This is a genomic window from Aquabacterium sp., from assembly GCF_034003525.1.
Lineage (GTDB): Bacteria > Pseudomonadota > Gammaproteobacteria > Burkholderiales > Burkholderiaceae_C > Aquabacterium.
In genome coordinates this window covers 1-24,917 of record NZ_JAVEYN010000018.1, presented here as the reverse complement: position 1 = coordinate 24,917, position 24,917 = coordinate 1, and the positions used below count along the sequence as shown (strand labels likewise).

The window sequence follows — 24,917 nt, the reverse complement described above, 5'->3', positions numbered from 1 at the left end:
ATGCTGGCCATCATTGTGGCAAGAAGCGCAAATCCTGCGCGTTCACGGGCCGATCGTGCGCGGGCCGCCCACGTGTGACGCGTTCATGACGCCAGCCAGCTGAACACCGCAGGCACCTTGTCGGGTAGATTCAGGGGGTGTTTACGCCATTGCTCCACCGTGGCGGTGCGGCTCCAGCCATCGGCCAGGGTCAGGCCGCAGCTCACGCTCAGCAAGGTGTCCAGCTGCAGGTGTTGCACCAGGGCCTGCCAAAGGGTCGCATTGCGGTAGGGTGTCTCGATCACCAGCTGGGTCTGATGGGCCTTGCGCGAGAGTTGCTCCAGATCACGGATGCGCTGCACCCGCTGGCTGGCCTCCACCGGCAGGTAGCCGACAAATGCAAAGCTCTGTCCATGCAGGCCGCTGGCGGCCAGGGCCAGCACCAGTGAGCTCGGGCCGGAAAACGGCACGACCTCGATGCCCGCCTTGTGCGCCGCCAACACCAGGGCCGACCCCGGATCGGCCACTGCGGGCAAGCCCGCCTCCGACATCAGGCCCACGTCATGCCCCGCCAGGGCGGGCGCCAGCAGGGCGCGAATGGCCTGATCGTTGCCCGAGCCCGGCTTCTTTTGCCCACCCTTGGGTGGGCGCGGCAGCACCTGAATGTCCTGCTCCTGAATCGGCGCTGCCAGCGGTGTTACCTCGGCCACCCGCTTCAAGAAGGCGCGGGTGGTCTTGGCGTTCTCGGCCACCCAGTGACGCAGGCCAGCTGCAGCCTGCAGGGCGCCCATCGGCAGCACCTCGCGCAGGTCGGGCAGCGAGCCCTCTTCGGCATCGCCGGTGCAACCCAGGTCCAGGGTGTTGGGGATCAGCAGCAGGCGTCCCTTGGTGCGGGCTTCGGGCGTGTCGTTCACAGGCATGGCGGCGGGTTCGTCAAATCAACAAAAGAAGAGATATCTGTCAGGGCAGTGCGTCAGGTCTGAGGCGGCAGGCCGGCTTGGCCTAACTGGCCCAACACATCCAGTCCGGCGTCCTGCAACAGGCCCGTGGTCACAATCAGCGGCAGCCCCACCAGGGTGGTCGGGTCGTCGGAGTCGATGCGCTCCAGCAAGACGATGCCCAACCCCTCGCACTTGGCGCTGCCCGCGCAATCGTAGGGCTGTTCCAGGCGCAAATAGGTGTCGATCGCCTCATCGCTGAGCGCACGAAAGCGCACCGACACCGTGCTGACCTGGGTCTGCTCGAACCCGGTGGCCGCCCGTTTCACGCACACCGCCGTGTGAAAGTGCACCGTCTGGCCGCGCATGGCCTGCAACTGGGCCTTGGCCCGCGCATGGTCGCCCGGCTTGCCCAGCACCATACCGTTCAGGTCTGCCACCTGGTCCGAGCCAATCACCACGGCATCGTCCTCACAGCGCTGCGCCACCGCGCGGGCTTTCCAAGTAGCCAGTCGCAGCGCGGTCTGCAAAGGCGCTTCGTCCTGCAGCGGGCGCTCGTCCACCTCGGGCGAGGCCACATCGAAAGGCAGACCCAGGCGCACCAGCAATTCGCGCCGATACGGAGAGGTCGAGCCCAACACCAGGCGGGGTGAGAGAAGGGGGGCAGCGTGGGGTGAAGGGGTGGACGGCGCGTTGTGCATCCCGCCATTGTCCTCGCAGCCTCTACACTGGCGGCCATGAAAGCACGTACTTTTGTTCCCCGCAAACTGGACATGGGAGCCTTCCTGGAGTCGGGCGAGGCGCTCTCGGGCGATCTGCCCGTGACCGAACTCCCGCGCCTGGCCGAGGGCCTGTGCCCGGACTTCGATCTGGCCAGCCTGCCGCACGTCACCTGGTCGGTACAAGGGCGCCTGGTGCCCCAGCGCATGAGCCCGCCCCAGATGTGGCTCGATCTGGAAGCGCAGGCCGAGTTGGCCTGGGAATGCCAGCGCTGCCTGCAGCCTGTCACCGAAACCGTGCACATCAGCCGCAGCATCCGTTTTGCCAAAGACGAGGCCGAGGCGGCCGCGCTCGATGCCGAGTCCGACGAGGACGTGCTGGCCCTGTCTCGTGTGTTCGACCTGCTGGAATTGGTGGAGGACGAACTCATCATGGCGCAGCCCATCGTGCCGCGACACGAGGTGTGCCCCACCGACGTGAGCACCTTGATGCACAATGACGCCGAAACCCCGGTGCCCGGTGCGCCGCCAGCCCCCGTGGAAGAGGCAGCTGATGCCCCGGTGACCACGGCTTCCGGGCGGCCGAATCCCTTTGCGGTGCTGGCTGCCCTGAAAAAGGATGGCAAGTAATTTGTCTGCGCGAGCTGTCTCGTGCTAGAATTGCAAGCTTTCCGGATAGCCGGAATCAAATCAATACTTTCTTTTAACACTTGCGGACTGCAAGGCGGCCAGTATCCAGAGGCGGTTTTCACCCTCTTGAAGCTGGTGACGGTGTGGTCTGACAACCCACGGGCTGCCTGAAGCCCGTTTATCGGAGTTCCATCATGGCCGTTCAGCAAAACAAGAAATCGCCCTCCAAGCGTGGCATGCACCGCTCGCACAATGCACTGGTGACCCCGGGCACGGCCGTTGAAGCCACCACCGGTGAAACCCACCTGCGTCACCACATCAGCGCCACTGGTTTCTACCGTGGTCGCAAGGTCCTGAAGACCAAGGCTGACGCCTGATCAGTCTGCCCGGCACGTCCGGGCATGACGCAAGCCGCAAAAGGCTGGACAAACCGATCATCGGCTTGCCAGCCTTTTTCTATTGCTGCCTCCCTTTTTGTCCGCGTTCCCCATGACTGCATCCGCTTCCTCCCTGTCTCATGTTCGCCTTGCTGTGGACTGCATGGGCGGTGACCACGGTCCGTCCGTGACCTTGCCTGCCTGCCGCGCCTTCCTGGACAAGCATCCTGAGGCCGAGTTGTTGCTGGTGGGCTTGCCTGAAGCGTTGGCGCCGGCCAAAGACTGGCCTCGCGCCACCATCGTGCCGGCCACCGAAGTGGTCACCATGGACGATCCGGTCGAGGTGGCGCTGCGTCGCAAGAAAGACTCGTCCATGCGCGTGGCCATCAACCAGGTCAAGGCCTCGGCCGATCAGCCTGCTGCGGCGCAGGCCTGCGTTTCTGCTGGCAACACCGGTGCCTTGATGGCGGTGGCGCGCTATGTGTTGAAAACGGTGGAGGGCATTGACCGCCCCGCGCTCGCCACCGTCATGCCCAACCAGAACGACGGCTTCACCACCGTGCTTGATCTGGGTGCCAATGTCGACTGCACGGCCGAACACCTGCTGCAGTTCGCCGTGATGGGCAGCGCCCTGGTCTCGGCCGTGGACGGCAAGGAGAGTCCGAGTGTGGGCCTGCTGAACATCGGTGAAGAGGCGATCAAGGGCAGCGAGGTCATCAAAGAAGCCGGTGAACTGTTGCGCAAGGCCTCAGATCGGGGATTGATTCGCTTCCACGGCAACGTCGAAGGCAACGATATTTTCAAAGGCACGTCCGATATCGTGGTCTGTGACGGCTTTGTGGGCAACGTCGCTTTGAAGACCGCCGAGGGTCTCGCGGGCATGTTTGCCTCCTTCATCAAGCAGGAGTTCACGCGCACATTGGGCTCTAAAGTGATCGCTTTGATCGCGATGCCGGTGCTAAATCGCTTCAAAAAGCGTGTCGACCACCGTCGCTACAGTGGCGCCGCGCTGCTCGGTTTGCGGGGTCTGGTGTTCAAGAGTCATGGATCTTCGGACAAGCTGGCCTTTGAGGTCGCGTTAAATCGGGCTTATGATGCGGCCCGTCATCGACTGCTGGAGCGGGTTCACGACCAGATTGCAGCCACACTCGACAGCCTGCCACCAGCGGTTGCCCCGAGTGATGGGGCAGGTGCTGGGCGCGGGGCCTGATCCCTTTTCCAATGTCACTCAGACAGACGGACACACAAACCATCTCATCGCAAGCTGCGGGCGCACCTTACTCCCGCATTGCCGGCACCGGCAGCTTCCTGCCCCCCAACCGGGTCACCAATGAAGACATGGTGGCTCGCCTCGCGCAGGACGGCATCGAAACTTCGAACGACTGGATCGTGGAGCGCACCGGCATCCGGGCGCGTCACTTCGCCGACCCGGCGGTCTCGTCCAGTCATCTCGGCCTGGCAGCAGCGCGTCAAGCTATTGACGCAGCGGGCGTGCAAGCCTCCGACATCGACCTGATCATTTGCGCCACCTCGACGCCGGACATGGTCTTCCCGTCGACGGCTTGCCTGATCCAGCGTGACCTGGGCATCCAGGGCTGCCCTGCCTTCGATGTGCAGGCGGTGTGCTCCGGGTTCATCTATGCCCTCACGGTGGCCGATTCGCTGATCCGCAGCGGCTCCGCACGTCGCGCGCTGGTCATCGGCACCGAGGTGTTCTCGCGCCTGCTCGATTTCAAGGACCGCACCACCTGCGTGCTGTTTGGCGACGGGGCGGGTGCCGTGGTGCTGGAAGCCTCCGACAAGCCGGGCATCGTGTCAACGTGTTTGCATGCCGACGGCCAGTTCTCGCACATCCTGAACGTGCCAGGCACCATCGCCTGTGGCTCCATCCTGGGCGACCCCACATTGAAGATGGACGGCCAGGCTGTGTTCAAGTTGGCGGTGAGCGTGCTCGACAAGGCTGCCAACGAGGTGCTGGCCAAGGCCGGCCGCGATGCCTCGTGCATCGACTGGCTGATCCCGCACCAGGCCAACCTGCGCATCATGCAGGGCACCGCCAAGAAGCTGAAACTTTCTCCTGATAAGGTGGTGGTGACGGTGGACCAGCACGGCAACACGTCGGCGGCCTCCATCCCGCTGGCGCTTGACCATGCGGTGCGCAGTGGTCAGGTCCAGCGCGGCCAGACCCTCATGCTGGAAGGCGTGGGGGGCGGCTTCACCTGGGGCGCGGTGCTGGTGGACTATTGACCATCGGGCTTGACCGGCGGGTGCCGCTACCGTTGAATCCCAAACAAGGATATTTGCACACATGACCGCATTTGCATTCGTTTTCCCCGGCCAGGGCTCCCAGGCTGTGGGCATGCTTAACGCCTGGGAAGGCCACGCTGCCGTGCGTGACACCCTGGCTGAAGCGTCTGACGCCTTGGGCGAAGACATCGGCAAACTGATTGCCGAAGGCCCGAAGGAAACCCTGGACCTCACCACCAATACCCAGCCGGTCATGCTGACCGCTGGTGTCGCCTGCTGGCGCGCCTGGCAAGCTGAGACCGGCCTGGTGCCGGCCGCGGTGGCGGGCCACTCCCTGGGTGAGTACAGCGCCCTGGTGGCCGCTGGTGCCCTGACACTGAAGGATGCGTTGCCACTGGTGCGCTTCCGTGCGCAGGCCATGCAAGAGGCCGTGCCTGTCGGCGTGGGTGGCATGGCCGCCATCCTGGGCCTGGACGCAGAGGCCGTGAAGGCCGGCTGTGCCGAAGCCGCAGTCGCCGTGGGCGAGCCGGTCGAGGCCGTCAACTTCAACGATCCCAAACAGACCGTGATCGCGGGCACCAAGGCCGCCGTCGAGAAGGCCTGCGAAGTGTTGAAGGCCGCCGGTGCCAAGCGCGCGCTGTCGCTGCCGGTGTCGGCGCCGTTCCACTCGAGCCTGATGAAGCCCGCGGCCGAGCGCCTGAAGGAAAAGCTGGCCGCCACCCCGTTTGCCGTGCCCGCCATCAGCGTCGTCAACAACATCGATGTGGCCGTGGTGTCGGATGCCGATGCGCTGCGCGATGCGCTGTATCGTCAGGCCTTCGGTCCGGTGCGCTGGGTCGAAACCATCCAGGCACTCAAGGCCCGTGGCCTGACCCATGTGATCGAGTGTGGTCCGGGCAAGGTGCTGGCTGGCATGGTCAAGCGCATTGACGGTGACCTGGTCACCACCACCATTTTTGATCCGGCCTCCCTGGCCGAAGCGAAGGGTCTGCTGGCATGAGCACCAACTACCAAGGACAAATCGCCCTCGTGACGGGCGCCAGCCGCGGCATCGGCCGCGCCATCGCCGTGGCTCTGGCCCAGCGTGGTGTCAAAGTCATCGGCACGGCCACCACCGAAAGCGGTGCCCAGGCCATCACCGAGGGGTTGTCTGCCTATGAGGGCTCCAAAGGCGTTGTGCTGAATGTCACCGATGCGACGGCCGTCGAGGCCACACTGGACGCCATCGTCAAGGAGCATGGCGCCCTGCACATCCTGGTCAACAACGCGGGCATCACCCGCGACACCCTGGCCATGCGCATGAAAGACGAAGACTGGGATGCCGTCATCGACACCAACCTCAAGGCGGTGTTCCGCATGAGCCGTGCCGTGATGCGCCCCATGATGAAGCAGCGCTACGGCCGCATCGTCAACATCACCTCGGTGGTGGGCGCCAGTGGCAACCCCGGTCAGGCCAACTATGCCGCGGCCAAGGCCGGCGTGGCGGGCATGACCCGCGCCCTGGCGCGTGAGCTGGGCAGCCGCAACATCACCGTCAACTGCGTGGCCCCCGGGTTCATCGACACCGACATGACCAAGGCCCTGTCGGAAGAGCAGCACACGTCCCTCAAGACCCAGATTCCGCTGGGTCGTTTGGGGCAGCCCGAAGACATTGCCGAGGCCGTGGCCTATCTGGCGTCGCCCCAGGCCGGTTATGTGACCGGTCAGGAGATGCACGTCAACGGCGGCATGTTCATGAATTGAATTTGAGATGATTCTGGGGAATCTCAATTCCTTTTTCACATCGGCCAACGTGTCGACACGTTGAGCCGGTAAAATCCCTGGTTTGTTAGCACCTACCTCCTGGAGGAGTCATGAGCGATATCGAAGCACGCGTCAAGAAAATCATTGCAGAACAACTCGGTGTGGCCGAGTCGGAAGTCACCCCCGAGAAGGCTTTCGTGGCCGACCAGGGCGCTGATTCCCTGGACACCGAAGAACAGGTGATGGCCCTCGAAGACGAGTTCGGCATCGAGATCCCGGATGAGGAAGCTGAGAAGATCACCAGCGTCCAACTGGCGATCGACTACGCCAAGGCTCACAGCAAGGCCTAAGCCTTCTGAGCAATGCCAAGGCCCTTCGGGGCCTTGTTCGCATCGAATCCAACCTTTATTACCTACTCAAGCATGACCCGTCGTCGCGTCGTCGTCACAGGCCTGGGCCTGGTTACCCCCGTGGGCAACAACGTTCAGGATTCCTGGTCGAACCTGCTTGCAGGCCAGTCAGGCATTCAAACCATCACCAAGTTCGACGCCTCGGCGTTAGCCTGCCAGTTCGCAGGCGAGGTCAAGGGCTTCAACATCGAGGACTACATCCCCGGTAAGGAAGCCCGCCACATGGACACTTTCATCCATTACGGTCTGGCTGCCTCCATGCAGGCTGTCCGTGATGCGGGCCTGCCCACGGGCGAGGCCCTGACACCTGACGTCGCAGAGCGCATCGGGGTCATGGTGGGCTCCGGTATCGGCGGCCTGCCCATGATCGAGCAGACGCACAAGGACTACATGGAGCGCGGGCCGCGTCGCATCTCTCCCTTCTTCGTGCCTGCCTCGATCATCAACATGATCTCGGGTCATGTCTCGATCCAGTTCGGTTTCAAGGGCCCCAACATCGGTGTGGTCACGGCCTGCACCACGGGTCTGCACGCCATCGGCCTGGCCGCGCGCATGATCGAGTGCGGCGACGCGGACGTGATGGTCGCCGGTGGCGCCGAATCCACCGTGTCGCCGCTGGGCGTCGGTGGCTTCGCCGCGGCCCGTGCCTTGTCTACCCGCAACGACGATCCCAAGACGGCTTCGCGTCCCTGGGACAAGGACCGCGACGGCTTTGTGCTGGGCGAGGGCGCCGGTGTCATGGTGCTCGAAGAGTACGAAAGCGCGAAGGCACGTGGGGCCAAGATTTACGCCGAGCTGGCCGGTTTCGGCATGAGCGGCGACGCGTACCACATGACCGCTCCTGACGTGGACGGCCCGCGCCGCTCCATGCTGAACGCGCTGCGCAATGCGGGTCTGAACACCGATCAGGTGCAGTATCTCAACGCACATGGCACGTCCACGCCGCTGGGTGACGTCAACGAAACCAACGCCATCAAGGCCGCGTTCGGTGACGATGCCAAGAAGCTGGTGGTCAACTCGACCAAGTCCATGACCGGTCACCTCCTGGGTGGCGCGGGTGGCATCGAATCGGTCTTCACCGTGCTGGCGATCCACAACCAAGTGTCGCCGCCCACGATGAACATCTTCAACCAGGATCCCGAGTGCGACCTGGACTACTGCGCCAACGTGGCGCGTGAAATGAAGATTGATGCCGCGCTGAAGAACAACTTCGGCTTCGGCGGCACCAACGGTTCGCTGGTCTTCAAGCGCGCCTGATGCCGGTGCGGGCGCGCCTGCGCCCGTCCGAGACTGCCATGGCGCTGTCTCCCTTGTTTGCTCCCGTCACCTGGCGCTTGCAGCCGGGTGCCGCTGGCGCGCCTGGGGTGCGCTTCCTCGGCACCATGCTGTTGGTCGCTCTGGCCCTGCTGTACGGTGCCTGGTTGCTGGCCCTGGGGTTCGACGTGAAGCAGGGTCGTCGTTCCGTCTGGGTGTTGCTGGTCGCTGGGCCGCTGACTTGGCTGTGGTGGCGCCTGTTCCGGCAGGGGTGGTCCCGCTGGCATGCCGTGCAACCCCTCCTGTTGCTGAGCTGGTCGGGTGAGGTTCAAGATGAACCTGCTGCTGGTGGCTGGCGACTCGGTGGGCTGGCCGGCACACCCGCCGAGGTGCGTTGCCTATTCGATGCCCAAGGCTGGCTGCTGTGTCTGATTCGGTCGATGGGCGAGGGCGCTTCGTCGCCCGCCGTGCACTGGTGCTGGATTCAGGCCCAGACTTGCCCGGATGTGCACCGTTTACGCACCCTGATGGCCTTGCCGCCGCGCTTGACCACCGTGCTTGGGGGGGCGTCTGACTTGCATGCGCCAGCGGTGGCATCATGGACGCTTCGTCGCCAACCACCGGGAATCGCCTTGCGGGGACCTTCAGACACGTTCATGCCCACCCAGCCTTGGGGCGCCTGCGACGAGGCGTCAGCGCCGACACGCAAGGACCGCCCGTGAGCGACGCAGAGTCTCCCGCTCCGGTGCCTGACGTGGACGCTGCCTTGGTCGAACGGGTGCAGCGGGGTGACCAGCGCGCCTTTGAGATGCTGGTCGTCAAATACCAGCGGCGCATCGAGCGCCTGATCGCGCGCATGGTCCGCGACGTGGACCTGGTGGAAGACATCGCCCAGGAAACCTTCATCCGCGCCTACCGCGCCTTGCCCAATTTCCGCGGCGAAAGCGCCTTCTACACTTGGCTCTACCGCATCGCGGTCAACACGGCCAAGAAAGCCATGATCGGTCTGGTGCGTGATCCCGTGATCACGGAGTCGGCCATGGCCTCGCTGGCCGACGAGGAAGAGGGGGGCTCTCGCGTTGAGAACGAACTCACCTCGGGTGAGACGCCGGAGTCGCTGTTGGCAAGCCGACAGATCGGTGAGGCGGTCAACGAGGCCATCGACGCTCTGTCGGAAGATCTGCGCCAGGCCATCACCCTGCGTGAGATCGAAGGTCTGAGTTACGAAGAGATCGCCGAGATGATGAACTGCCCGATCGGCACGGTGCGCTCGCGCATCTACCGGGCGCGGGAGGCCATCGCCACCCGACTGCGGCCGATGCTGGACGCCCGCCAGGGCGAGCGCTGGTGATTGCTGGCGACGCCGAGTCCGTGAAACAGCACACGCGATTGCAAAGTTGAGTGAACTTTTGCAGCAAGGGGTGATCACACCCCCGAATCACGACGCTGACGCCAGTGTCATCTCTGTGAAGCCGGAGGCTCCTTATGTCAGATCATTCCCGTCCAACCGATGCGTCCCGTGAAGCATTGTCTGCGCTGGTCGATGGTCAGGCGCGCCCGGATGAGTTGTCCCAGATCCTGCAGGCGTGGAAAGGCGATGCCGACATCCGTGACGCCTGGCGTGACTACCAGTTCGTCGGCGATGTGATGCGTTCGGCCGAGCTGGCGCAGGGCACACACAGCGACCGATTCCTGCAGAACTTCCGCACCCGTCTGGCCGAGGAGCCAGTGGTGCTGGCTCCGGCCGCAGCCCGCGCGATCGAACCTCGGGTGGCGGCGGCTGCCATGCCTGTGGCCGCGCCAGCGGTGACCTTGCGTCGCCGTGCCTGGATGGGGCCCACCGCCGTGGCCGCAGGCTTCGTGATGGTGGTGGGGGCCATGGTGTCGGCCTTGGCGCCCGTGTCCACGGTGCCGGCCGAGGCCCTGGCGTCTGCTGAGCCGCGCATTCAGTTGGCTTCGCAGGACGCTGATCCTGCCCTGGGCGTCACGGCCATGGTGCCGATGGCTTCTGCATTCGTTTCGACCGATACGTTCCTGCCCGCTCCCCACGCCTTGCAGCCGGTGGCCGATGCTGGCAACTCTTTCAGCCGGCCGGCCCGCGCCAGTGCCGTGCTCATCCGCGATCCCCGTCTGGATCACGCGCTGGGCATCCGGCGCGGCATGTCGCCCCAGGATGCGTCGTTTGCCGCGCGTCATGCAGTGAGCCAGGCGGTGGTGTTCGAGGCCCCCTGACAGGTTTTCGGGCTCGCGCTGTCAACCGAATACCTTGGCTTTACATTCATTGACCATCTTTTCGTGAACTGTTTGGGTCCGCTGAGGGTCCAGACAGTTCCGGTTTTGTCGTTTGTGTTTTCTCGATTCAACGAGGTGATTGCCCATGTCGGTTTCTCAACAGTCTGCCTCTTCCACGTCATCGGTGGTGCGCCGCACGCTGGTCGTCGGCGCCGTGGTGTCGGCGGTGGGGCTGGTTTTGAGTTCGAGTCTGTTTCCGCATCCGTCGCAGGCACAGCAGCCCGCCGCCACCGTGGCCCCAGCGACCGAGTCCACGACCACGCCGCCCGTGCTGGTCACCGGCTTGCCTGATTTCACCCAGTTGGTCGACAAGGTCGGGCCCTCGGTGGTGAGCATTCGCACCACGCAACGCGTGGGCGGCGATGACGAGGAAGAGACCGATGAGGCCGAAGCGCAGATGCGCGAGTTCTTCCGCCGTTTCTTTGGCACACCCTTGCCCGGGCCGGACCAACGCCGCAGCACACCACGACCGGGGCAGGGTGGCCAGGGTGAAGAGCGCCCCCGTGGCCTGGGCTCAGGCTTCATCGTGAGCCAGGACGGCTATGTGCTGACCAACGCTCACGTGGTCGATGGGGCCGACGAGGTCTACGTCAACCTGACCGACAAGCGTGAGTTCAAGGCCAAGGTGGTGGGCACCGACAAGCGCACCGATGTGGCCGTGCTCAAGATCGAGGCCAACAAGCTGCCGGCCCCCGTGCGTGTGGGCGATGTCAACCGCCTGAAGGTGGGGGAGTGGGTGATGGCCATTGGCACGCCCTTCGGGCTGGAGAACACCGTCACGGCTGGCATCGTGAGTGCCAAGGCCCGTGACACGGGCGAGGAAATCCGCTTCATCCAGACCGACGTGGCCGTCAACCCTGGCAACTCGGGCGGTCCGCTGATCAACATGCGCGGCGAGGTGGTGGGCATCAACTCCCAAATCTTGAGCCGCTCTGGCGGCTTTATGGGCATTTCGCTGTCAATTCCCATTGACGACGCGATGAAGGTGGCCGACCAGCTGCGCACCAGCGGCAAGGTCACGCGTGGTCGCATCGGCGTGTCGATTGCGCCGGTGACCAAGGAGGTGGCTGAGTCCATCGGCCTGGGCAAGGCCATGGGCGCGCTGGTCCAAGGCGTCGAGCCAGGCACGCCGGCCGACAAGGCGGGTCTGGAGGCTGGTGACATCATCACTCAGTTCAATGGCACGGCCATCGAGAACGTGGGCGATCTGCCGCGTCTGGTGGCCGCCACCAAGCCGGGCACCACGTCCACCGTCAAGGTCTTCCGCCGCGGCGCCTACAAGGAGCTGAAGGTGACCGTGGCCGAGCTGGACGCACCTGGCACGACCGCCGCCAAATCGGCCCCCGCCAAGCTGGCCGCCAACGCCTTGGGTCTGAGCCTGGTGGACCTGAACGCCGCCCAGAAGCGGGAGTTGCGTCAGAGCGGTGGCGTGCTGGTGGAGAAGGTCCAGGGACCCGCTGCCCGCGCGGGCCTGCGCCCCGGTGATGTGATCCTGTCGGTGGCCAATGTGCAGGTGGCCGATGTGAAGCAGTTCGAGGCCACGCTGGCCAAGGTCGACAAGGCCCGCCCGGTCAGCGTCCTGGTGCGTCGTGGCGAATGGGCGCAGTACGTGGTCATCCGTCCTGCCCCCTGATTGGAATTTCGCCTTCCGGCAAATCTCGGCCCGGCCCTGGGTGGTGCCCCTGCGCTGCTCAGGGTCTTGCCATGCTGTCGCCCCAGATGGTCGGGGCATCGGGGGAGCAAGAGCCGGTCGAAGGGCGCTGTTGATAACTCGCCGGAGCGGAGGCGGATTGTCGCTACAATCGCGGCTCCGGCGCACCCCGTTCAAAGTCTTCCACAGCACCCTGCCAGCTTGTCCACAAGGGCTTGTTGATAAGTTGTGAATTGTCGAGGTGAGGGGCCGCCACGACCTTGTCGAGGGCTGTGACGCGGCTTTCTCGAAGTGGGCATTCGATACAATGAAGGCCCAACAAGCAGTTGCCATACGTTTTTGTTGGAAGGCGCGTCGCACTTTTGCACGTGCCTTTTTTTTATGAATCACATCCGTAATTTCTCGATCATCGCGCACATCGACCATGGGAAGTCCACCCTGGCCGACCGCATCATTCAATTCTGCGGTGGCCTGAGTGACCGTGAGATGGAAGCGCAGGTGCTCGACTCGATGGACATCGAGAAAGAGCGCGGCATCACCATCAAGGCGCAAACCGCTGCGCTGGAATACAAGGCCCGCGACGGCAAGGTCTACAACCTCAACCTGATCGACACCCCGGGCCACGTCGACTTCTCCTACGAGGTCAGCCGTTCCCTGTCGGCGTGCGAAGGCGCGCTGCTGGTGGTGGACGCCAGCCAAGGCGTCGAAGCGCAGACGGTGGCCAACTGCTACACCGCGCTCGACCTGGGCGTGGAAGTGGTGCCTGTTCTCAACAAGATGGACCTGCCGCAAGCCAACCCGGATGGGGCCAAGGCCGAGATCGAAGACGTGATCGGCATCGACGCCAGCGACGCGATCCCGTGCTCCGCCAAGACCGGCATGGGCGTGGAGGACATCCTCGAAGCCGTGGTGGCCAAGGTGCCGCCTCCCAAGGGCAACGCCGATGGTCCCTTGCGCGCCATGATCATCGACGCGTGGTTCGACAACTACGTGGGCGTGGTCATGCTGGTGCGTGTGGTCGATGGTCAGCTGAAGAAGGGCGAGCGCATCCGCCTGATGGCGACCAACTCGGTGTACCCGGCCGATCACCTGGGCGTGTTCAGCCCGAAGGCCACCGATCGTCCGGCGTTGAAGGCGGGCGAAGTGGGCTTCGTGATCTGCGGGATCAAGGAGCTGGCTGCTGCCAAGGTGGGTGACACCATCACCATCGACAAGAAGCTGCCCAACAATGAAGGTCCGGCCAGCGAAGCCTTGCCGGGCTTCAAGGAAATTCAGCCCCAGGTGTTCGCCGGTCTGTATCCCAGCGAGTCGAGCGAGTATGACCAGCTGCGCGATGCGCTGGAAAAACTCAAGCTCAACGACAGCTCGCTGCACTATGAGCCCGAAGTCTCGCAGGCGCTGGGTTTTGGCTTCCGCTGCGGCTTCCTGGGCCTGCTGCACATGGAAATCGTGCAGGAGCGTCTGGAGCGTGAGTTCGACCAGGATCTGGTCACCACCGCCCCCAGTGTGGTCTACGAAGTCGAGTTGAATGACGGCGAAATCGTCACGGTGGACAACCCCTCGAAGATGCCCGAAGTGGCCCGCATCAAGGAGATCCGTGAGCCCATCGTCACCGTGCATCTGTTCATGCCGCAGGACTATGTGGGCCCCGTGATGACGCTGGCCAACCAGAAGCGCGGTGTGCAGCTGAACATGGCTTACCACGGTCGTCAGGTCATGCTGACCTACGAGATGCCGCTGGCCGAGATCGTGCTGGACTTCTTCGACAAGCTCAAGTCGGTCTCGCGTGGCTATGCCTCGATGGACTATGAGTTCAAGGAATACCGCGCATCTGACGTGGTCAAGGTGGACCTGCTGATCAACGGTGACCGGGTGGACGCGCTCTCCATCATCGTGCACCGGGCGCAGTCGCAGTACCGCGGTCGGGCCGTGGCTGCCAAGATGCGCGAGCAGATTCCCCGTCAGATGTACGACGTGGCGATTCAGGCTGCCATCGGTGGCAACATCATTGCGCGTGAAAACATCAAGGCCTTGCGCAAGAACGTGCTGGCAAAATGCTATGGCGGTGATATCACCCGTAAGCGCAAGCTGCTCGAAAAACAAAAGGCCGGCAAGAAGCGCATGAAACAGATTGGTGCCGTCGAGGTGCCGCAAGAAGCTTTCCTGGCCATTTTGCAAGTGAACGATTGATGAGTTTGATCACGGGTGTGTTGTATGCGGTGCTGATCGCATACCTGGGCGGCTGGTATACCGGTCAGTGGCAAGGCAACTTCTCTTTGTTGCTGTTCCTGATGACGGTGGTCACGCTGGTGTATTGGCTGGCCGAACGCTACAAGTTCAAACCGGCCCGCGAGGCTGCGGCTGCGGCCCTGCTGGAGCAGGATCACGCGCGTCGCGCGCAACTGGCGGCCAAGGGCATTACCCAGGTCGATGGCGATGTGTCGGCTGCGCGTGAGCGCCTGCTGATGCAGCCCTGGTGGCTGGACTGGACCGCCGGTCTGTTTCCGGTCATCTGCGCCGTCTTCCTGATGCGCTCCTTCCTGTTCGAGCCTTTCAAGATCCCCTCGGGTTCGATGATCCCGACGCTGATGGTGGGTGACCTCATCCTGGTCAACAAGTACCACTACGGCGTGCGCCTGCCGGTCATCAACAAGAAGATCGTGGCCAACAACGACCCGCAGCGTGGTGACGTGATCGTTTTCCGCTACCCGGTCAACCCCAGCCTGGACTACATCAAGCGCGTGGTGGCCTTGCCGGGTGACGAGGTGGCCTACCTCAACAAACAACTCACGATCAACGGCAAGCCGGTGGCGCAGACGCCGCTGCCCGAATTCTACGACCCGGACAGCCTGCGCTATGCCTTGCAATACACCGAACAGCTCGACGGGCAGCCGCATCGCATCTTGGTCGACAAGGACCGTCCGCCCTTTGTGCCGCCCCAGGCCATCGAAGATTTTCCTTTCAAGGAAAACTGCCGATACAGTGGGGAAGGGGTGGTGTGCAAGGTGCCGGCGGGTCACTATTTCATGATGGGTGACAACCGCGACAATTCTCAGGACTCACGTTTCTGGGGTTTTGTGCCCGATGAATACATCGTGGGCAAGGCTTTTGTGATCTGGATGAATTTCGGCGACATCAAGCGCATTGGCTTTTTTCATTGATTCAAGATTGAGAGGATGACCGTCATGCTTCGTACTTCCACTTCTCCTCGTCGCCAGTCGGGTGTCACGCTGATCGGGCTGCTCTTCTGGGCGGTGTTGATCTCGTCAGTGGCGCTGGTGGCGATGAAGGTCTTCCCGGCCGTGACCGAGTACCGCACCATCCTCTCCATGGTCAACAAGATCGCCGATTCGGGCGGCAGCACCGTGCCGGAGATCCGCTCGGCGTTTGAACGCGCGGCCTCGGTCGAGTACGGTGTCACGTCCATCACCTCCAAGGACCTGGAAGTCACCAAGGAAGACGACAAGGTGGTCATCCGCTTTGCGTACGACAAGGAAATCCCCCTGGTCGAGCCGGTGTACCTGCTGATCAAGTTCGAAGGCCGCTCGCGTTGAGCGTGACTTCAGCGTTCGGCTGAAACCGGTTTGCGGGCCTGATCATCAGGCCCGATTTGCTTTTGGGCCTCGCGGCCGCGTTATCTTTTCTGCTCTGTCATGTCTCGTCTCTTGTCGCCTGCCTTGCAGGCTTTGCAGCAACGCCTGGGGCATGTGTTTGCCGACGCGGGCCTGCTTTCCCGTGCGGTCACGCACAAGAGCTTCGGGGCCGACCACTACGAGCGCCTGGAGTTCCTGGGGGATGCGGTGCTGAGCCTGGGCGTGTCGGCGCTGCTGTACCGGCGCTTTGACCGCAGCGACGAAGGCGACCTGACCCGCGTGCGCGCCCACCTCGTGCGGCAAGACACCCTGCACCAGTTGGCGCTGCAGTTGGATCTGCCCGAGGTCATGCGGCTGAGCGAGGGTGAAGCCAAGGGCGGCGGGGCGCAACGCGCCTCGATCCTGGCCGATGCGCTGGAGGCCATCATTGGCGCTGTGTACCTGGACGCCGGTTTCGATGCGGCCCGGGACCTGGTGCTGCGCCTGTTCGAGCCGCTGGTGGCCGAGTCCACCATGGAGGTCTGGCGCAAGGATGCCAAGACTGCCTTGCAGGAATGGCTGCAGGCGCGCAAGATGGCGGTGCCCACCTACCGCATCGAGGCCACGCGCGGCAAGGCGCATGAGCAGACGTTCGTAGTGGCCTGCGAGTTGCCGGAGCTTTCCATGAGCATGCAGGCCGAGGGGCTGTCGCGCCGCACCGCCGAGCAAGCCGCTGCCGAGTTGATGATGGCGCATCTGCAGTCCTTGCCGGCCAAATCCTTGCCCAAGGGCAAGCCGACCCCGACGGTGGTGGTCAAGAAATCCCGCAAGCCCCAACAGGGCTGAACCCTTTTCCAGAGAATTGTCACGCCCCATGCCTAAGAAACCCGCTGCACCCACGCCGGCTCCCGCTGCCACCGATGAGCTCAATCCGTCGCTGGATGCCATGCTGTCCACCTTGAGCATGGCGCGCAAGGGTGGCGATGCCGCTCAGGCCACTGCTGGTGAGACGCAACGCTGCGGGCTGATTGCCATCGTCGGGCGTCCCAATGTGGGCAAGTCCACCTTGCTCAACGCCCTCGTGGGGCAGAAGGTGTCCATCACCTCGCGCAAGGCCCAGACCACGCGCCATCGCATCACCGGCATCCGCTCCGACGGCGACACGCAGTTCGTGTTCGTTGACACGCCCGGTTTCCAGACACGTCACACGGTGCGCGGCACCGCGGCGCTCAACCGCAACCTGAACAAGACGGTGCAGGCCACGCTGTCCGATGTGGACGTGGTGCTGTTCCTGGTCGAAGCGGGCCGCTACGGCCCGGACGACGCCCAGGTGCTGGCCATGCTGCCCAAGGACAAGCCGGTCATCCTGGTGGCCAACAAGCTGGACACGGTGCACCGCCGCGAGGACTTGTTCCCCTGGCTGCAGACCATGCAGGGTCACCACCCGTTTGCCGAGTTCATTCCGCTCTCGGCCACGAAGGACGAGGACGCCAAGCGTCTGGCCGATGTGGTGCGCCGTTACCTGCCCGAGCAAGGCTGGTGGTACGACGCCGAGGCGCTCACCGACCGCACCGACCGCTTCATGGTCAGCGAGATGATCCGCGAGAAGCTCTTCCGCCTGACCGGGGACGAGCTGCCCTACACCTCCACCGTGGTGATCGATTCCTACAAGGAAGAGCCGCCGCTGCCGGGCAAGCCCAAGTCGACCGGCCTGGTGCGCGTGGCCGCCACCATCATCGTCGAGCGTGAGCAGCACAAGGGCATGATCATCGGTGACAAGGGTGAGAAGCTCAAGCGCATCGGCACCGAGGCGCGCACCGAGCTGGAGCGCTTGATCGGCTCCAAAGTCTTCCTGGAGATCTGGGTGAAGGTGCGCTCGGGCTGGGCCGACGACGACGCTCGCCTGCGCACCTACGGCTACGAGTAAAGGCACCCTGCACCTGCCATGGCCCGCGCTGCTTCGCGCCCCGGTACCGCCGCGTATGTGCTGCACAGTCACGACTGGAGTGAATCCAGCCTGATTCTGGAGCTGTTCACGCGCGACCATGGCCGGGTGGTGGCGGTGGCCAAAGGGGCCAAGCGGCCGTACTCGCAACTGCGCCCGGTGCTGATGCCGTTCCAGCGCCTGGTGGTGAGCTTTGGCATCAAGCGCTCGGAAGACGCCGAGGTGTGGCTGCTGCGTCAGGCCGAGTGGGCTGGCGGGCCGGCCTGGCCGGGTGGCGCCGCCTTGCTGCCGGGTTTCTACCTCAATGAACTGCTGATGCGCCTGATGGTGCGCCACGACCCGCACCCGGCCCTGTTCGATGCCTACGCCCAGACCTTGCAGGCCATGGCAGATCCGACGCTGCTGCAGGCGGCCTTGCGGTCTTTCGAGCTGATCCTGTTGCGGCAGTTGGGGCATCTGCCCGACCTGTCTGCACAGACTGTCAACGGGCAGGCCGTGCACGCAGGGCAGGGCTACGAGGTCCACCCGGAGTTGGGGGTGCTGGCCGCTCGCTGGGTGGGTGAGCCAGGGAATGGGCCGGTGGTGCTCGATGGGGCGGTGCTGGCCCACATGGAGGCCGCGCTGTCTCGACCTGTACCTCAGCCCGAGGCCCTGACCATGCACTCAGACGCGATCCCCAGCCCGGCTGTGCCCACCGCGGTGCCGTCCTTGATGGCGGCCTGCATGCCCGCCTTGTCCGAACTCAAGGCAGTGCTGCGTTCACTGATTCACTATCATCTCGGTTCTCAGACGCTGCGCACACGCCAGCTCATGATGGAACTCCAACAATCATGACCTTCTCCGGCTCTCAATTGACCGCCCTGGATGCCCCCTTGCTGGGCGTCAACATCGACCACGTCGCGACCTTGCGCAATGCGCGCGGCGGGCGATTCCCGGACCCTGTGGCGGCAGCCTTGCTGGCCGTGGAGGGGGGGGCAGACATCATCACCTTCCACCTGCGTGAAGACCGCCGACACATCCGCGACGAAGACGTCGTGCGCCTGAAAGAGGCCATTGCCGTGCCGCTGAACTTCGAGGCGGCCGTCACCGACGAGATGCTGGACATCATCGAGCGCACCGCGCCTGAGCATGTGTGCCTGGTGCCTGAGCGTCGCCAGGAAGTCACCACCGAAGGCGGGTTGGATGTGGCCGGTCAGTTCAGCCGCCTGCAAAACGCCTGCGCGCGTCTGGCCGCTGCAGGCAGCCGGGTGTCTCTGTTCATCGGCGCCGATCCGGTGCAGATCGAAGCCGCAGCCAAGGCTGGCGCGCCGTGCGTCGAGCTGCACACCGGGCCGCTGGCCAATGCGTGGTGGGACGGCGATCAGGCGGGCGTGCAGCGTGAACTCGCGCGCATCCAGGAAGGCCTGCGCTTGGCACGCAGTCTGGGCCTGCGCACCCACGCCGGTCATGGTCTGGCTCTGTCGCAAAGCGAGCCCGGGCAGACCGATCACATCAGCAGCACGGCGCTGGTCGCAGCCTTGCCCGACGTGGCAGAGTTGCACATCGGCCATGCCCTCATCGGTCACGCCGTGTTTGTCGGTCTGCGTCAGGCCATTGCCGACTTCAAGGCGGAAGCCATCCGCGCCCGTCGTGGCAAGCCCGCCTGAAGCTGTGGCGGTTTGACGCAAGCCCCATGATCGCCGGCATCGGAACCGACCTGTGTGACGTGCGCCGCATCGAGGCGGCCGTCTCACGCCTGGGCGATCGTTTTGCCCATCGCATTTTGGGCGAGGCGGAGCAGCAGGTGTATGCCGAGCGTCGTCAGGCCCATGCGCAGCGCGCCTGGCGCTATCTGGCCAGCCGTTTTGCCGCCAAAGAAGCCTTTGCCAAGGCCATCGGCCTGGGCGTGCGGCACCCCATGAACTGGCATGATTGCCAGGTCGTCAATGACGAGCGGGGGCAACCCCGCTTTCAACTCAGTGGTGAGCTCGCCAGCTGGTTTGCCAGCCGGTCCTGGTGCGCGCACCTTTCCCTGTCGGACGAGGGCGATCACGCCCTGGCCTTCGTGGTCATCGATCTCCTACCTTCTGCAACATGAGCACCTCCAAGCGATCCAAGCCCGTCACCGCCGCACAGGCCGTCCATGACGATTACGAGGTCGTGGCCCATGCCCCGGTGGTGCTAGACATCGAAGGCCTCACGCTCAACGACGATGACCGTCGCCGCCTGGCCCATCCGCTGACCGGCGGCCTGATCCTGTTTGCGCGCAACTGGGCGTCGCGCGCGCAACTCACCGCCCTGTGCGCCGAGATCAAGGCCATCCGGCCCGACGTGCTGATCTGTGTGGACCACGAAGGCGGTCGCGTGCAGCGCTTCAAGACCGACGGTTTCACCCATGTGCCCACCATGCGTCGCCTGGGCGAGATGTGGATGAAGGACGGCAAAGGCGGGGAGGGCACGGGTGCCATGCAGGCCACCGATGCGGCCACCGCCTGCGGCTACGTGCTGGCCAGCGAACTGCGTGCCTGCGGGGTCGACCTGACCTTCACGCCCGTGCTCGACCTGGACTGGGGCGAAAGCGGCGTCATCGGTGACCGGGCCTTCCATCGCGACCCGCGCGTGGTCACGGTGCTGGCCAAGAGCGTGATGCATGGCCTGCTGCTGGCGGGCATGGCCAACTGCGGCAAGCATTTCCCGGGGCACGGTTTCGTCAAGGCCGACTCGCACGTGGATGTGCCGGTGGACAAGCGCAGCCTCAAGGCCATCCTGGCCGACGATGCCAAGCCCTATGAATGGATGAGCACCTCGCTGACCAGCGTGATGCCCGCCCACGTGATCTACCCGAAGGTCGACAGCCTGCCTGCCGGCTTCTCTCCGCGCTGGCTGCAAGACATCCTGCGTGGCCAGATGGGCTTCACCGGCGCCATCTTCAGCGATGACCTGAGCATGGAAGGCGCCAGCGTGGCGGGCAACCACACCCAGGGCGCCATCGCTGCCCTGAATGCCGGTTGCGACATGGTGCTGCTGTGCAACCAGTCGCTCAACGGTGGCAAGGCCGTGGACGAGCTGCTGGACGGATTGACGAACGCCCTGGCCCGTGGCGAGTGGGAGCTGAGCCCCGACAGCGAGGCCCGTCGCCTCGATCTGTTGCCGCAGACCGCGCCCTTCCCCTGGGATGAGCTGATGCACCTGCCGCAATACCAGCAGGCGCTGGCCAAGCTGCCGCGCTGAGCACGCGGCGCCGGCCATCCGGCGCGAAGGAGGGCAGCCTCAGTTGCCGCCGTTGGCGTACATCGCGTCGATCAGGGCGCGTTGTCGCTCCATCACCACCTTGCGCTTGACCTTGAGGGTGGGCGTCAATTCGCCCTTTTCGACCGTCAGGGTGGTCGGCAAGATGGTGAACTTGCGGACCTGACACACCCGTGTCAGCTTGGCATTGACCCGGTCGATCTCCGCTTGCACCTCTTCGAGCACCTTCGGGTGCGTGTGCAGATTGCCCGTGGTCGGCAGCTTGGCGCTCTGGGCAAAGGCCGCCAGAGCGGCGGCATCCAGCGTCACCAGGGCCGTGAGGTAGTTGTGGCCATCGCCGCACACCACGGCATGCTCGATCAGGTGGGTGTCCATCAGCGAGGCTTCGATGTTGCCCGGTGAGATGTTCTTGCCACCCGAGGTGATGATCAGGTCCTTCTTGCGGCCGGTGATGTAGACGTAGCCGTCGTCGTCGACGCGGCCCAGGTCGCCGGTGAGCAGCCAGTCGCCCTGCATGGTCTCGGCCGTCGCCTCAGGCTGGCCCATATAGCCCTTGAACACATTGGGGCCGCGCACCAGCAACTCGCCGTCTTCGGCCACACGGATCTCCATGCCCGGAATCACCTTGCCAACCGAGCCCATGCGCGTGGCGCCATCAAGGTTCATGGTGGAGGGGCCGCTGACCTCGGACTGACCGTACAGCTCACGCACGACCAGGTCCAGGCCGGTGAAGAACTGCAGGCTTTCCGGGGCAATGGGGGCCGCGCCCGAGCTCAGGATGCGGGCATGCTGAAAGCCCAGGGCCTCATGCACCTTGCGGTAGATGAGACGCTTGGCCAGGGCCTTCTGCCAGGACAGCAAGGGCCCCACAGGCTGCCCTGCCAGATCGCGCTCATGCCAGTCACGCCCCACGCGCAGCGCCCAGCGGGCCAGGTGGGCCTTGAAGCCAGTGGCGCCTGCCAGCTTGGTTTCGATGGCCGCCTGCATCTTCTCCCAGACTCGGGGCACGCCGAAGAACACCGTGGGCTTCACCTCTTTGAGGTGGTCGCCCAATGACTCCATGCTGCTGGCGTAATAGAGTTGAAAGCCTGCATGGGCCTGGTTGTGCATGCTGCCCATCTGCTCGGCGGCGTGGGCCATGGGCAGGTATGAGATCAGCCGCTCGTTCTCGTCAGCCTCGCAGATCTTGACCATGGTCGTGGCCATCCACCAGAGGTTGCCCTGGCTCAGGGCCACCGCCTTCGACGGCCCCGTGGTGCCAGACGTGTAGATCAGCGTGCCGATGTCATCCGGACCCAGTTCGGCCATGCGCGCGTCCAGTTCTTCGTCTGGTACGGACTTGGAGGCGGCCAGGAAGCCGGACCAGGGCAAGGGCGCTAGCGAAGCGTCCGCATTGCCCGGCTCGGATTTGAACATCACCACCTGACGCAGGTGGGGGATGCGGTCCGCGCATGCCTGTACGCTGGCCAGGCGGTCGTGGTTTTCCACCATCAGCACTTTGGCCTGGGAGTGGTTGAGCACATAGGCCACATCGTCGACCGAGCTGGTCCAGTAGATGCCGGCGGGCTTGGCGCCGATCGACATGGCCGCAAAGGCCGTGATGGCCCATTCGGGGCGGTTGAAGCTCAGGATGGCGACCGCGTCACCGCGCTGCACGCCCATGCCGATCAGCGCCCGCGCAGCCTGACGCACCTGCTGACCGTAGTCTCGCCAGGAGGTGCTCTCCCAGCGCTCGGCGCCACGCACGAAGTAAGCCGGGCGATCTCCCAGGCGGGCAGCGGTGCGCTGCAGCGTCACCGGAGGCGGGACAAAGCCCGCCATGGGATCCACCCCGACACTCGCCTGTGCGGCTGATGCAGTGGCCTGTCGCAGGGTCGAGAAGTGGGAGGGGATCGATTCGGAACGGGCCACGCAGGTCTCCTATGGTTTTGTTCATTAAAAGCCATGGTGACGTATGCGTCAATCATCTATCCAATAGGTAAAACCCTCTGCTCCAGGCGTCTCAGGGACGCCGCAACGAAAAAGCCCGGCACGCGGCGCCGGGCTTCGGGGCATCAGGGGCGCACCCCTGTCTGGTCTGGCGTCAGGCCGAGGCCGTGTCTTCGAACGGCAGGGTCAGGTCCTTCAGGTCCTTGCGGGTCTCGACCAGGATCAGCGGACCTTCGTCTTGCACCACCACGGGCTTGCGCTCACGCGGCACGTGAACCGGCTTGGGTTCCTTGGCAATGGCTTCCTGCACGGCACGGATCTTGTCAGCATCCGAGTTCACCCATTCCAGGCCAGCATTGCGGGCAATGGCTTCCAGTTCAGGCAAAGGCAGTACGAAAGGTGTTGCGACGGCTGCGGGTGCAGCTTCTGCCACAACGACCGGCTCGGCGGCAGGCGCCACGCTGGCTTCTGCGGCCTGGGCCACGACCTCGGCCACGACCACCGCGGCGGCTGCAGGGGCAGCCTCCACAGGGGCACTGACCTGCGTCACCTCGGCGCTGGGCACTTCAGCGGCCACAGGCGCGGGGCTTGTGGCCATCGGAGCGGCGGCTTGTTCCGCCACCTCGCTGCGCACGTCGCTGTCCGCACCTTCAGCGCGCGGGGCGCGTTCACCACGGTTGCGATCACGGCCACCACGGCGACGGCGCTCACCTTCGGCCGGTTCGCCATCCTGGCTGGGCTGAGCAGGGACGCTGGTCGCTTCTTCAGCTTCGGTGCCGATGGCTTCCGGTGCGTTCAGACCGTCGATCTGCGTTTGGGCTTCATCGCGCTCGGCGCGACCACGGCCACCACGGCGGCGGCGGCGGCCATTCTCGCGCTCGGCTTCGGCTGTGGCAGCAGCCTCGGCGGTGCCGGGTTCAGCGGCAAGCGCCAGGGCTTGCGCTTCGGCGGCGATGGCCTCGCGGTTGATGGGGGTGCGTTCACCGTTGCGTTCACCGCCACGGCCACCGCGGCCACGGCGACCTTCGCGGGCACCTTCGTCCGAGCGAGGCGTCTCGTTGCCGCCTTCGGCGCTCACGGGACGGTCTTCACGCGGGGCGCGACGACCTTGACGGCCTTCACCCTTCTCGCCGCGCTCACCTTGGCGTTCGCGACGGCCTTCACCGCCACGTTCACCACGTTCGCCACGCTCAGCGCGCTCGCCACGGCGTTGGCCGTCACGGCGACCACGCCCCTGGCCCTTGCCTGCATCCTTGGCTTCTTCAGCCGGCGTCACCACCGGTGCAGCCGTGATGGCAGGAGCTTCCGCAGCGGGGCTGCCCATGCCGAACAAGCGCTTGAGCCAGCCGAAGAAACCGCCGGATGCCGCCTCGGGGGCGGGCACTGCCGGGGTGGGGGCCACATGCGGAATCTCCACATTGGCTTCCAGCACGGGCTGGTGTGGTGCCATGGCCATCGGGGCCGGCTGGTCGGGCAGCACGCCCTTGATGATGGGCTCTTGCTTGGCCTTGGCCTTCTCACGACGGGTGATGCCCACCTCGTCGTCCGGCTCCTCGATCATCGAGTAGCTGGTCTGGATGTTTTCCAGACGCGGATCGTCGTGGCGCAGGCGCTCGAGCTTGTAGTTGGGCGTTTCGATGTGCTTGTTGGGGATCAACAGCACGGTCACGCGTTGCTTGAGCTCGATCTTGGTGATCTCGGTGCGCTTTTCGTTGAGCAGGAAGGAGGTCACCTCCACCGGCACTTGCACGTGCACGGCGGCGGTGTTGTCCTTCATGGACTCTTCCTGGATGATGCGCAGGATCTGCAGCGCCGACGACTCGGTGTCACGGATGTGGCCCGTGCCGTTGCAACGCGGGCAGGTGATGTGAGAGCCTTCCGACAGGGCAGGGCGCAGACGCTGACGCGACATTTCCAGCAGACCGAACTTCGAGATCGAGCTGAACTGCACGCGGGCACGGTCGGTGCGCAGGGCGTCACGCAGGCGCTGCTCCACCTCGCGG

At 64.5% G+C, this 24,917-nt stretch carries 25 protein-coding genes; 21 read left to right on the top strand and 4 right to left on the bottom strand.

Translation table 11 applies throughout. The features are described from left to right. Positions 1–83: 83 nt before the first annotated feature. Positions 84–899: an SAM-dependent methyltransferase gene (locus tag RBT42_RS11435; RefSeq protein ID WP_320365184.1), complete on the bottom strand. Its 816-nt coding sequence runs from the start codon at positions 897–899 to the stop codon at positions 84–86. Between the two features lie 53 nt (positions 900–952). Beyond that, positions 953–1,618 (bottom strand): Maf family nucleotide pyrophosphatase, encoded by a 666-nt coding sequence (locus RBT42_RS11430; RefSeq protein ID WP_320365182.1) that lies wholly within the window; start codon positions 1,616–1,618, stop codon positions 953–955. Between the two features lie 36 nt (positions 1,619–1,654). Here RBT42_RS11430 and RBT42_RS11425 point away from each other — a divergent pair, with 36 nt between their 5' ends. The 21 genes from RBT42_RS11425 (at position 1,655) to nagZ (ending at position 20,967) form a co-directional block, all read left to right on the top strand. Continuing rightward, complete coding sequence (locus tag RBT42_RS11425) at positions 1,655–2,266, top strand: YceD family protein (RefSeq protein ID WP_320365180.1); 612 nt, start codon at positions 1,655–1,657, stop codon at positions 2,264–2,266. Between the two features lie 194 nt (positions 2,267–2,460). Beyond that, on the top strand, positions 2,461–2,643 hold the full coding sequence (gene rpmF / locus RBT42_RS11420; RefSeq protein ID WP_290728134.1) for a 50S ribosomal protein L32: 183 nt from the start codon (positions 2,461–2,463) through the stop codon (positions 2,641–2,643). Between the two features lie 112 nt (positions 2,644–2,755). Continuing rightward, entirely contained in the window at positions 2,756–3,853 is a 1,098-nt protein-coding gene (gene plsX, locus RBT42_RS11415) for a phosphate acyltransferase PlsX (RefSeq protein WP_320365174.1), read from the top strand. Positions 3,854–3,864: 11 nt separating this feature from the next. Next, positions 3,865–4,890, top strand: a complete 1,026-nt coding sequence (locus tag RBT42_RS11410) for a beta-ketoacyl-ACP synthase III (protein WP_320365172.1) — start codon at positions 3,865–3,867, stop codon at positions 4,888–4,890. Positions 4,891–4,951: 61 nt separating this feature from the next. Then, the gene (gene fabD, locus RBT42_RS11405; protein WP_320365170.1) at positions 4,952–5,890 is read left to right on the top strand and encodes an ACP S-malonyltransferase; all 939 of its coding nucleotides are present in this window, start codon (positions 4,952–4,954) and stop codon (positions 5,888–5,890) included. Further along, on the top strand, positions 5,887–6,633 hold the full coding sequence (fabG, locus tag RBT42_RS11400; protein ID WP_320365169.1) for a 3-oxoacyl-ACP reductase FabG: 747 nt from the start codon (positions 5,887–5,889) through the stop codon (positions 6,631–6,633). Before fabD ends, fabG begins: the two co-directional genes overlap by 4 nt. A 110-nt stretch (positions 6,634–6,743) precedes the next feature. Then, positions 6,744–6,983, top strand: a complete 240-nt coding sequence (gene acpP, locus RBT42_RS11395) for an acyl carrier protein (RefSeq protein WP_320365167.1) — start codon at positions 6,744–6,746, stop codon at positions 6,981–6,983. A gap of 72 nt (positions 6,984–7,055) precedes the next feature. Next, complete coding sequence (gene fabF, locus RBT42_RS11390; protein ID WP_320365165.1) at positions 7,056–8,300, top strand: beta-ketoacyl-ACP synthase II; 1,245 nt, start codon at positions 7,056–7,058, stop codon at positions 8,298–8,300. 38 nt (positions 8,301–8,338) lie between these two features. Then, the gene (locus RBT42_RS11385) at positions 8,339–9,019 is read left to right on the top strand and encodes a hypothetical protein (protein ID WP_320365163.1); all 681 of its coding nucleotides are present in this window, start codon (positions 8,339–8,341) and stop codon (positions 9,017–9,019) included. After that, the gene (rpoE, locus tag RBT42_RS11380) at positions 9,016–9,648 is read left to right on the top strand and encodes an RNA polymerase sigma factor RpoE (RefSeq protein WP_320365161.1); all 633 of its coding nucleotides are present in this window, start codon (positions 9,016–9,018) and stop codon (positions 9,646–9,648) included. The genes RBT42_RS11385 and rpoE overlap by 4 nt, the downstream gene beginning before the upstream one ends. A gap of 134 nt (positions 9,649–9,782) precedes the next feature. Further along, positions 9,783–10,529, top strand: coding sequence for a sigma-E factor negative regulatory protein (locus tag RBT42_RS11375; protein ID WP_320365159.1), 747 nt, complete (start codon positions 9,783–9,785; stop codon positions 10,527–10,529). 145 nt (positions 10,530–10,674) lie between these two features. After that, positions 10,675–12,222, top strand: coding sequence for a DegQ family serine endoprotease (locus RBT42_RS11370; RefSeq protein WP_320365157.1), 1,548 nt, complete (start codon positions 10,675–10,677; stop codon positions 12,220–12,222). 399 nt (positions 12,223–12,621) lie between these two features. Further along, positions 12,622–14,430 carry a translation elongation factor 4 gene (gene lepA, locus RBT42_RS11365; protein WP_320365154.1) on the top strand — a complete coding sequence of 603 codons (1,809 nt, stop codon included), beginning with the start codon at positions 12,622–12,624 and terminating at the stop codon, positions 14,428–14,430. After that, complete coding sequence (gene lepB, locus RBT42_RS11360; protein ID WP_320365152.1) at positions 14,430–15,401, top strand: signal peptidase I; 972 nt, start codon at positions 14,430–14,432, stop codon at positions 15,399–15,401. The genes lepA and lepB overlap by 1 nt, the downstream gene beginning before the upstream one ends. Positions 15,402–15,425: 24 nt before the next feature. After that, positions 15,426–15,794 carry a DUF4845 domain-containing protein gene (locus RBT42_RS11355; protein WP_320365150.1) on the top strand — a complete coding sequence of 123 codons (369 nt, stop codon included), beginning with the start codon at positions 15,426–15,428 and terminating at the stop codon, positions 15,792–15,794. Positions 15,795–15,893: 99 nt separating this feature from the next. Beyond that, positions 15,894–16,658, top strand: coding sequence for a ribonuclease III (gene rnc, locus RBT42_RS11350; RefSeq protein ID WP_320365149.1), 765 nt, complete (start codon positions 15,894–15,896; stop codon positions 16,656–16,658). Between the two features lie 28 nt (positions 16,659–16,686). Continuing rightward, positions 16,687–17,739, top strand: coding sequence for a GTPase Era (gene era, locus RBT42_RS11345; protein WP_413785891.1), 1,053 nt, complete (start codon positions 16,687–16,689; stop codon positions 17,737–17,739). A gap of 18 nt (positions 17,740–17,757) precedes the next feature. Next, positions 17,758–18,591 carry a DNA repair protein RecO gene (gene recO / locus RBT42_RS11340; protein ID WP_320365148.1) on the top strand — a complete coding sequence of 278 codons (834 nt, stop codon included), beginning with the start codon at positions 17,758–17,760 and terminating at the stop codon, positions 18,589–18,591. Continuing rightward, complete coding sequence (locus RBT42_RS11335) at positions 18,588–19,403, top strand: pyridoxine 5'-phosphate synthase (protein WP_320365146.1); 816 nt, start codon at positions 18,588–18,590, stop codon at positions 19,401–19,403. Before recO ends, RBT42_RS11335 begins: the two co-directional genes overlap by 4 nt. Before the next feature lie 26 nt (positions 19,404–19,429). Further along, positions 19,430–19,834 carry a holo-ACP synthase gene (gene acpS / locus RBT42_RS11330; RefSeq protein ID WP_320365144.1) on the top strand — a complete coding sequence of 135 codons (405 nt, stop codon included), beginning with the start codon at positions 19,430–19,432 and terminating at the stop codon, positions 19,832–19,834. Further along, positions 19,831–20,967, top strand: a complete 1,137-nt coding sequence (nagZ, locus tag RBT42_RS11325; protein WP_413785890.1) for a beta-N-acetylhexosaminidase — start codon at positions 19,831–19,833, stop codon at positions 20,965–20,967. The genes acpS and nagZ overlap by 4 nt, the downstream gene beginning before the upstream one ends. Positions 20,968–21,006: 39 nt before the next feature. Here nagZ and RBT42_RS11320 read toward each other — a convergent pair whose 3' ends face one another. Then, the gene (locus tag RBT42_RS11320; protein WP_320365142.1) at positions 21,007–22,896 is read right to left on the bottom strand and encodes an AMP-dependent synthetase/ligase; all 1,890 of its coding nucleotides are present in this window, start codon (positions 22,894–22,896) and stop codon (positions 21,007–21,009) included. Positions 22,897–23,068: 172 nt separating this feature from the next. Further along, positions 23,069–24,917: ribonuclease E/G (locus RBT42_RS11315; RefSeq protein WP_320365141.1), on the bottom strand; the 1,849-nt coding region annotated here is incomplete at its 5' end.

Coding starts and splice junctions, on each gene's coding strand:
- RBT42_RS11435 (WP_320365184.1), bottom strand. CDS start 899: ATGCCTGTGAACGACACGCCCGAAGCCCGCACCAAGGGACGCCTGCTG.
- RBT42_RS11430 (WP_320365182.1), bottom strand. CDS start 1,618: ATGCACAACGCGCCGTCCACCCCTTCACCCCACGCTGCCCCCCTTCTC.
- RBT42_RS11425 (WP_320365180.1), top strand. CDS start 1,655: ATGAAAGCACGTACTTTTGTTCCCCGCAAACTGGACATGGGAGCCTTC.
- rpmF (WP_290728134.1), top strand. CDS start 2,461: ATGGCCGTTCAGCAAAACAAGAAATCGCCCTCCAAGCGTGGCATGCAC.
- plsX (WP_320365174.1), top strand. CDS start 2,756: ATGACTGCATCCGCTTCCTCCCTGTCTCATGTTCGCCTTGCTGTGGAC.
- RBT42_RS11410 (WP_320365172.1), top strand. CDS start 3,865: ATGTCACTCAGACAGACGGACACACAAACCATCTCATCGCAAGCTGCG.
- fabD (WP_320365170.1), top strand. CDS start 4,952: ATGACCGCATTTGCATTCGTTTTCCCCGGCCAGGGCTCCCAGGCTGTG.
- fabG (WP_320365169.1), top strand. CDS start 5,887: ATGAGCACCAACTACCAAGGACAAATCGCCCTCGTGACGGGCGCCAGC.
- acpP (WP_320365167.1), top strand. CDS start 6,744: ATGAGCGATATCGAAGCACGCGTCAAGAAAATCATTGCAGAACAACTC.
- fabF (WP_320365165.1), top strand. CDS start 7,056: ATGACCCGTCGTCGCGTCGTCGTCACAGGCCTGGGCCTGGTTACCCCC.
- RBT42_RS11385 (WP_320365163.1), top strand. CDS start 8,339: ATGGCGCTGTCTCCCTTGTTTGCTCCCGTCACCTGGCGCTTGCAGCCG.
- RBT42_RS11375 (WP_320365159.1), top strand. CDS start 9,783: ATGTCAGATCATTCCCGTCCAACCGATGCGTCCCGTGAAGCATTGTCT.
- RBT42_RS11370 (WP_320365157.1), top strand. CDS start 10,675: ATGTCGGTTTCTCAACAGTCTGCCTCTTCCACGTCATCGGTGGTGCGC.
- lepA (WP_320365154.1), top strand. CDS start 12,622: ATGAATCACATCCGTAATTTCTCGATCATCGCGCACATCGACCATGGG.
- lepB (WP_320365152.1), top strand. CDS start 14,430: ATGAGTTTGATCACGGGTGTGTTGTATGCGGTGCTGATCGCATACCTG.
- RBT42_RS11355 (WP_320365150.1), top strand. CDS start 15,426: ATGCTTCGTACTTCCACTTCTCCTCGTCGCCAGTCGGGTGTCACGCTG.
- rnc (WP_320365149.1), top strand. CDS start 15,894: ATGTCTCGTCTCTTGTCGCCTGCCTTGCAGGCTTTGCAGCAACGCCTG.
- era (WP_413785891.1), top strand. CDS start 16,687: ATGCCTAAGAAACCCGCTGCACCCACGCCGGCTCCCGCTGCCACCGAT.
- recO (WP_320365148.1), top strand. CDS start 17,758: ATGGCCCGCGCTGCTTCGCGCCCCGGTACCGCCGCGTATGTGCTGCAC.
- RBT42_RS11335 (WP_320365146.1), top strand. CDS start 18,588: ATGACCTTCTCCGGCTCTCAATTGACCGCCCTGGATGCCCCCTTGCTG.
- acpS (WP_320365144.1), top strand. CDS start 19,430: ATGATCGCCGGCATCGGAACCGACCTGTGTGACGTGCGCCGCATCGAG.
- nagZ (WP_413785890.1), top strand. CDS start 19,831: ATGAGCACCTCCAAGCGATCCAAGCCCGTCACCGCCGCACAGGCCGTC.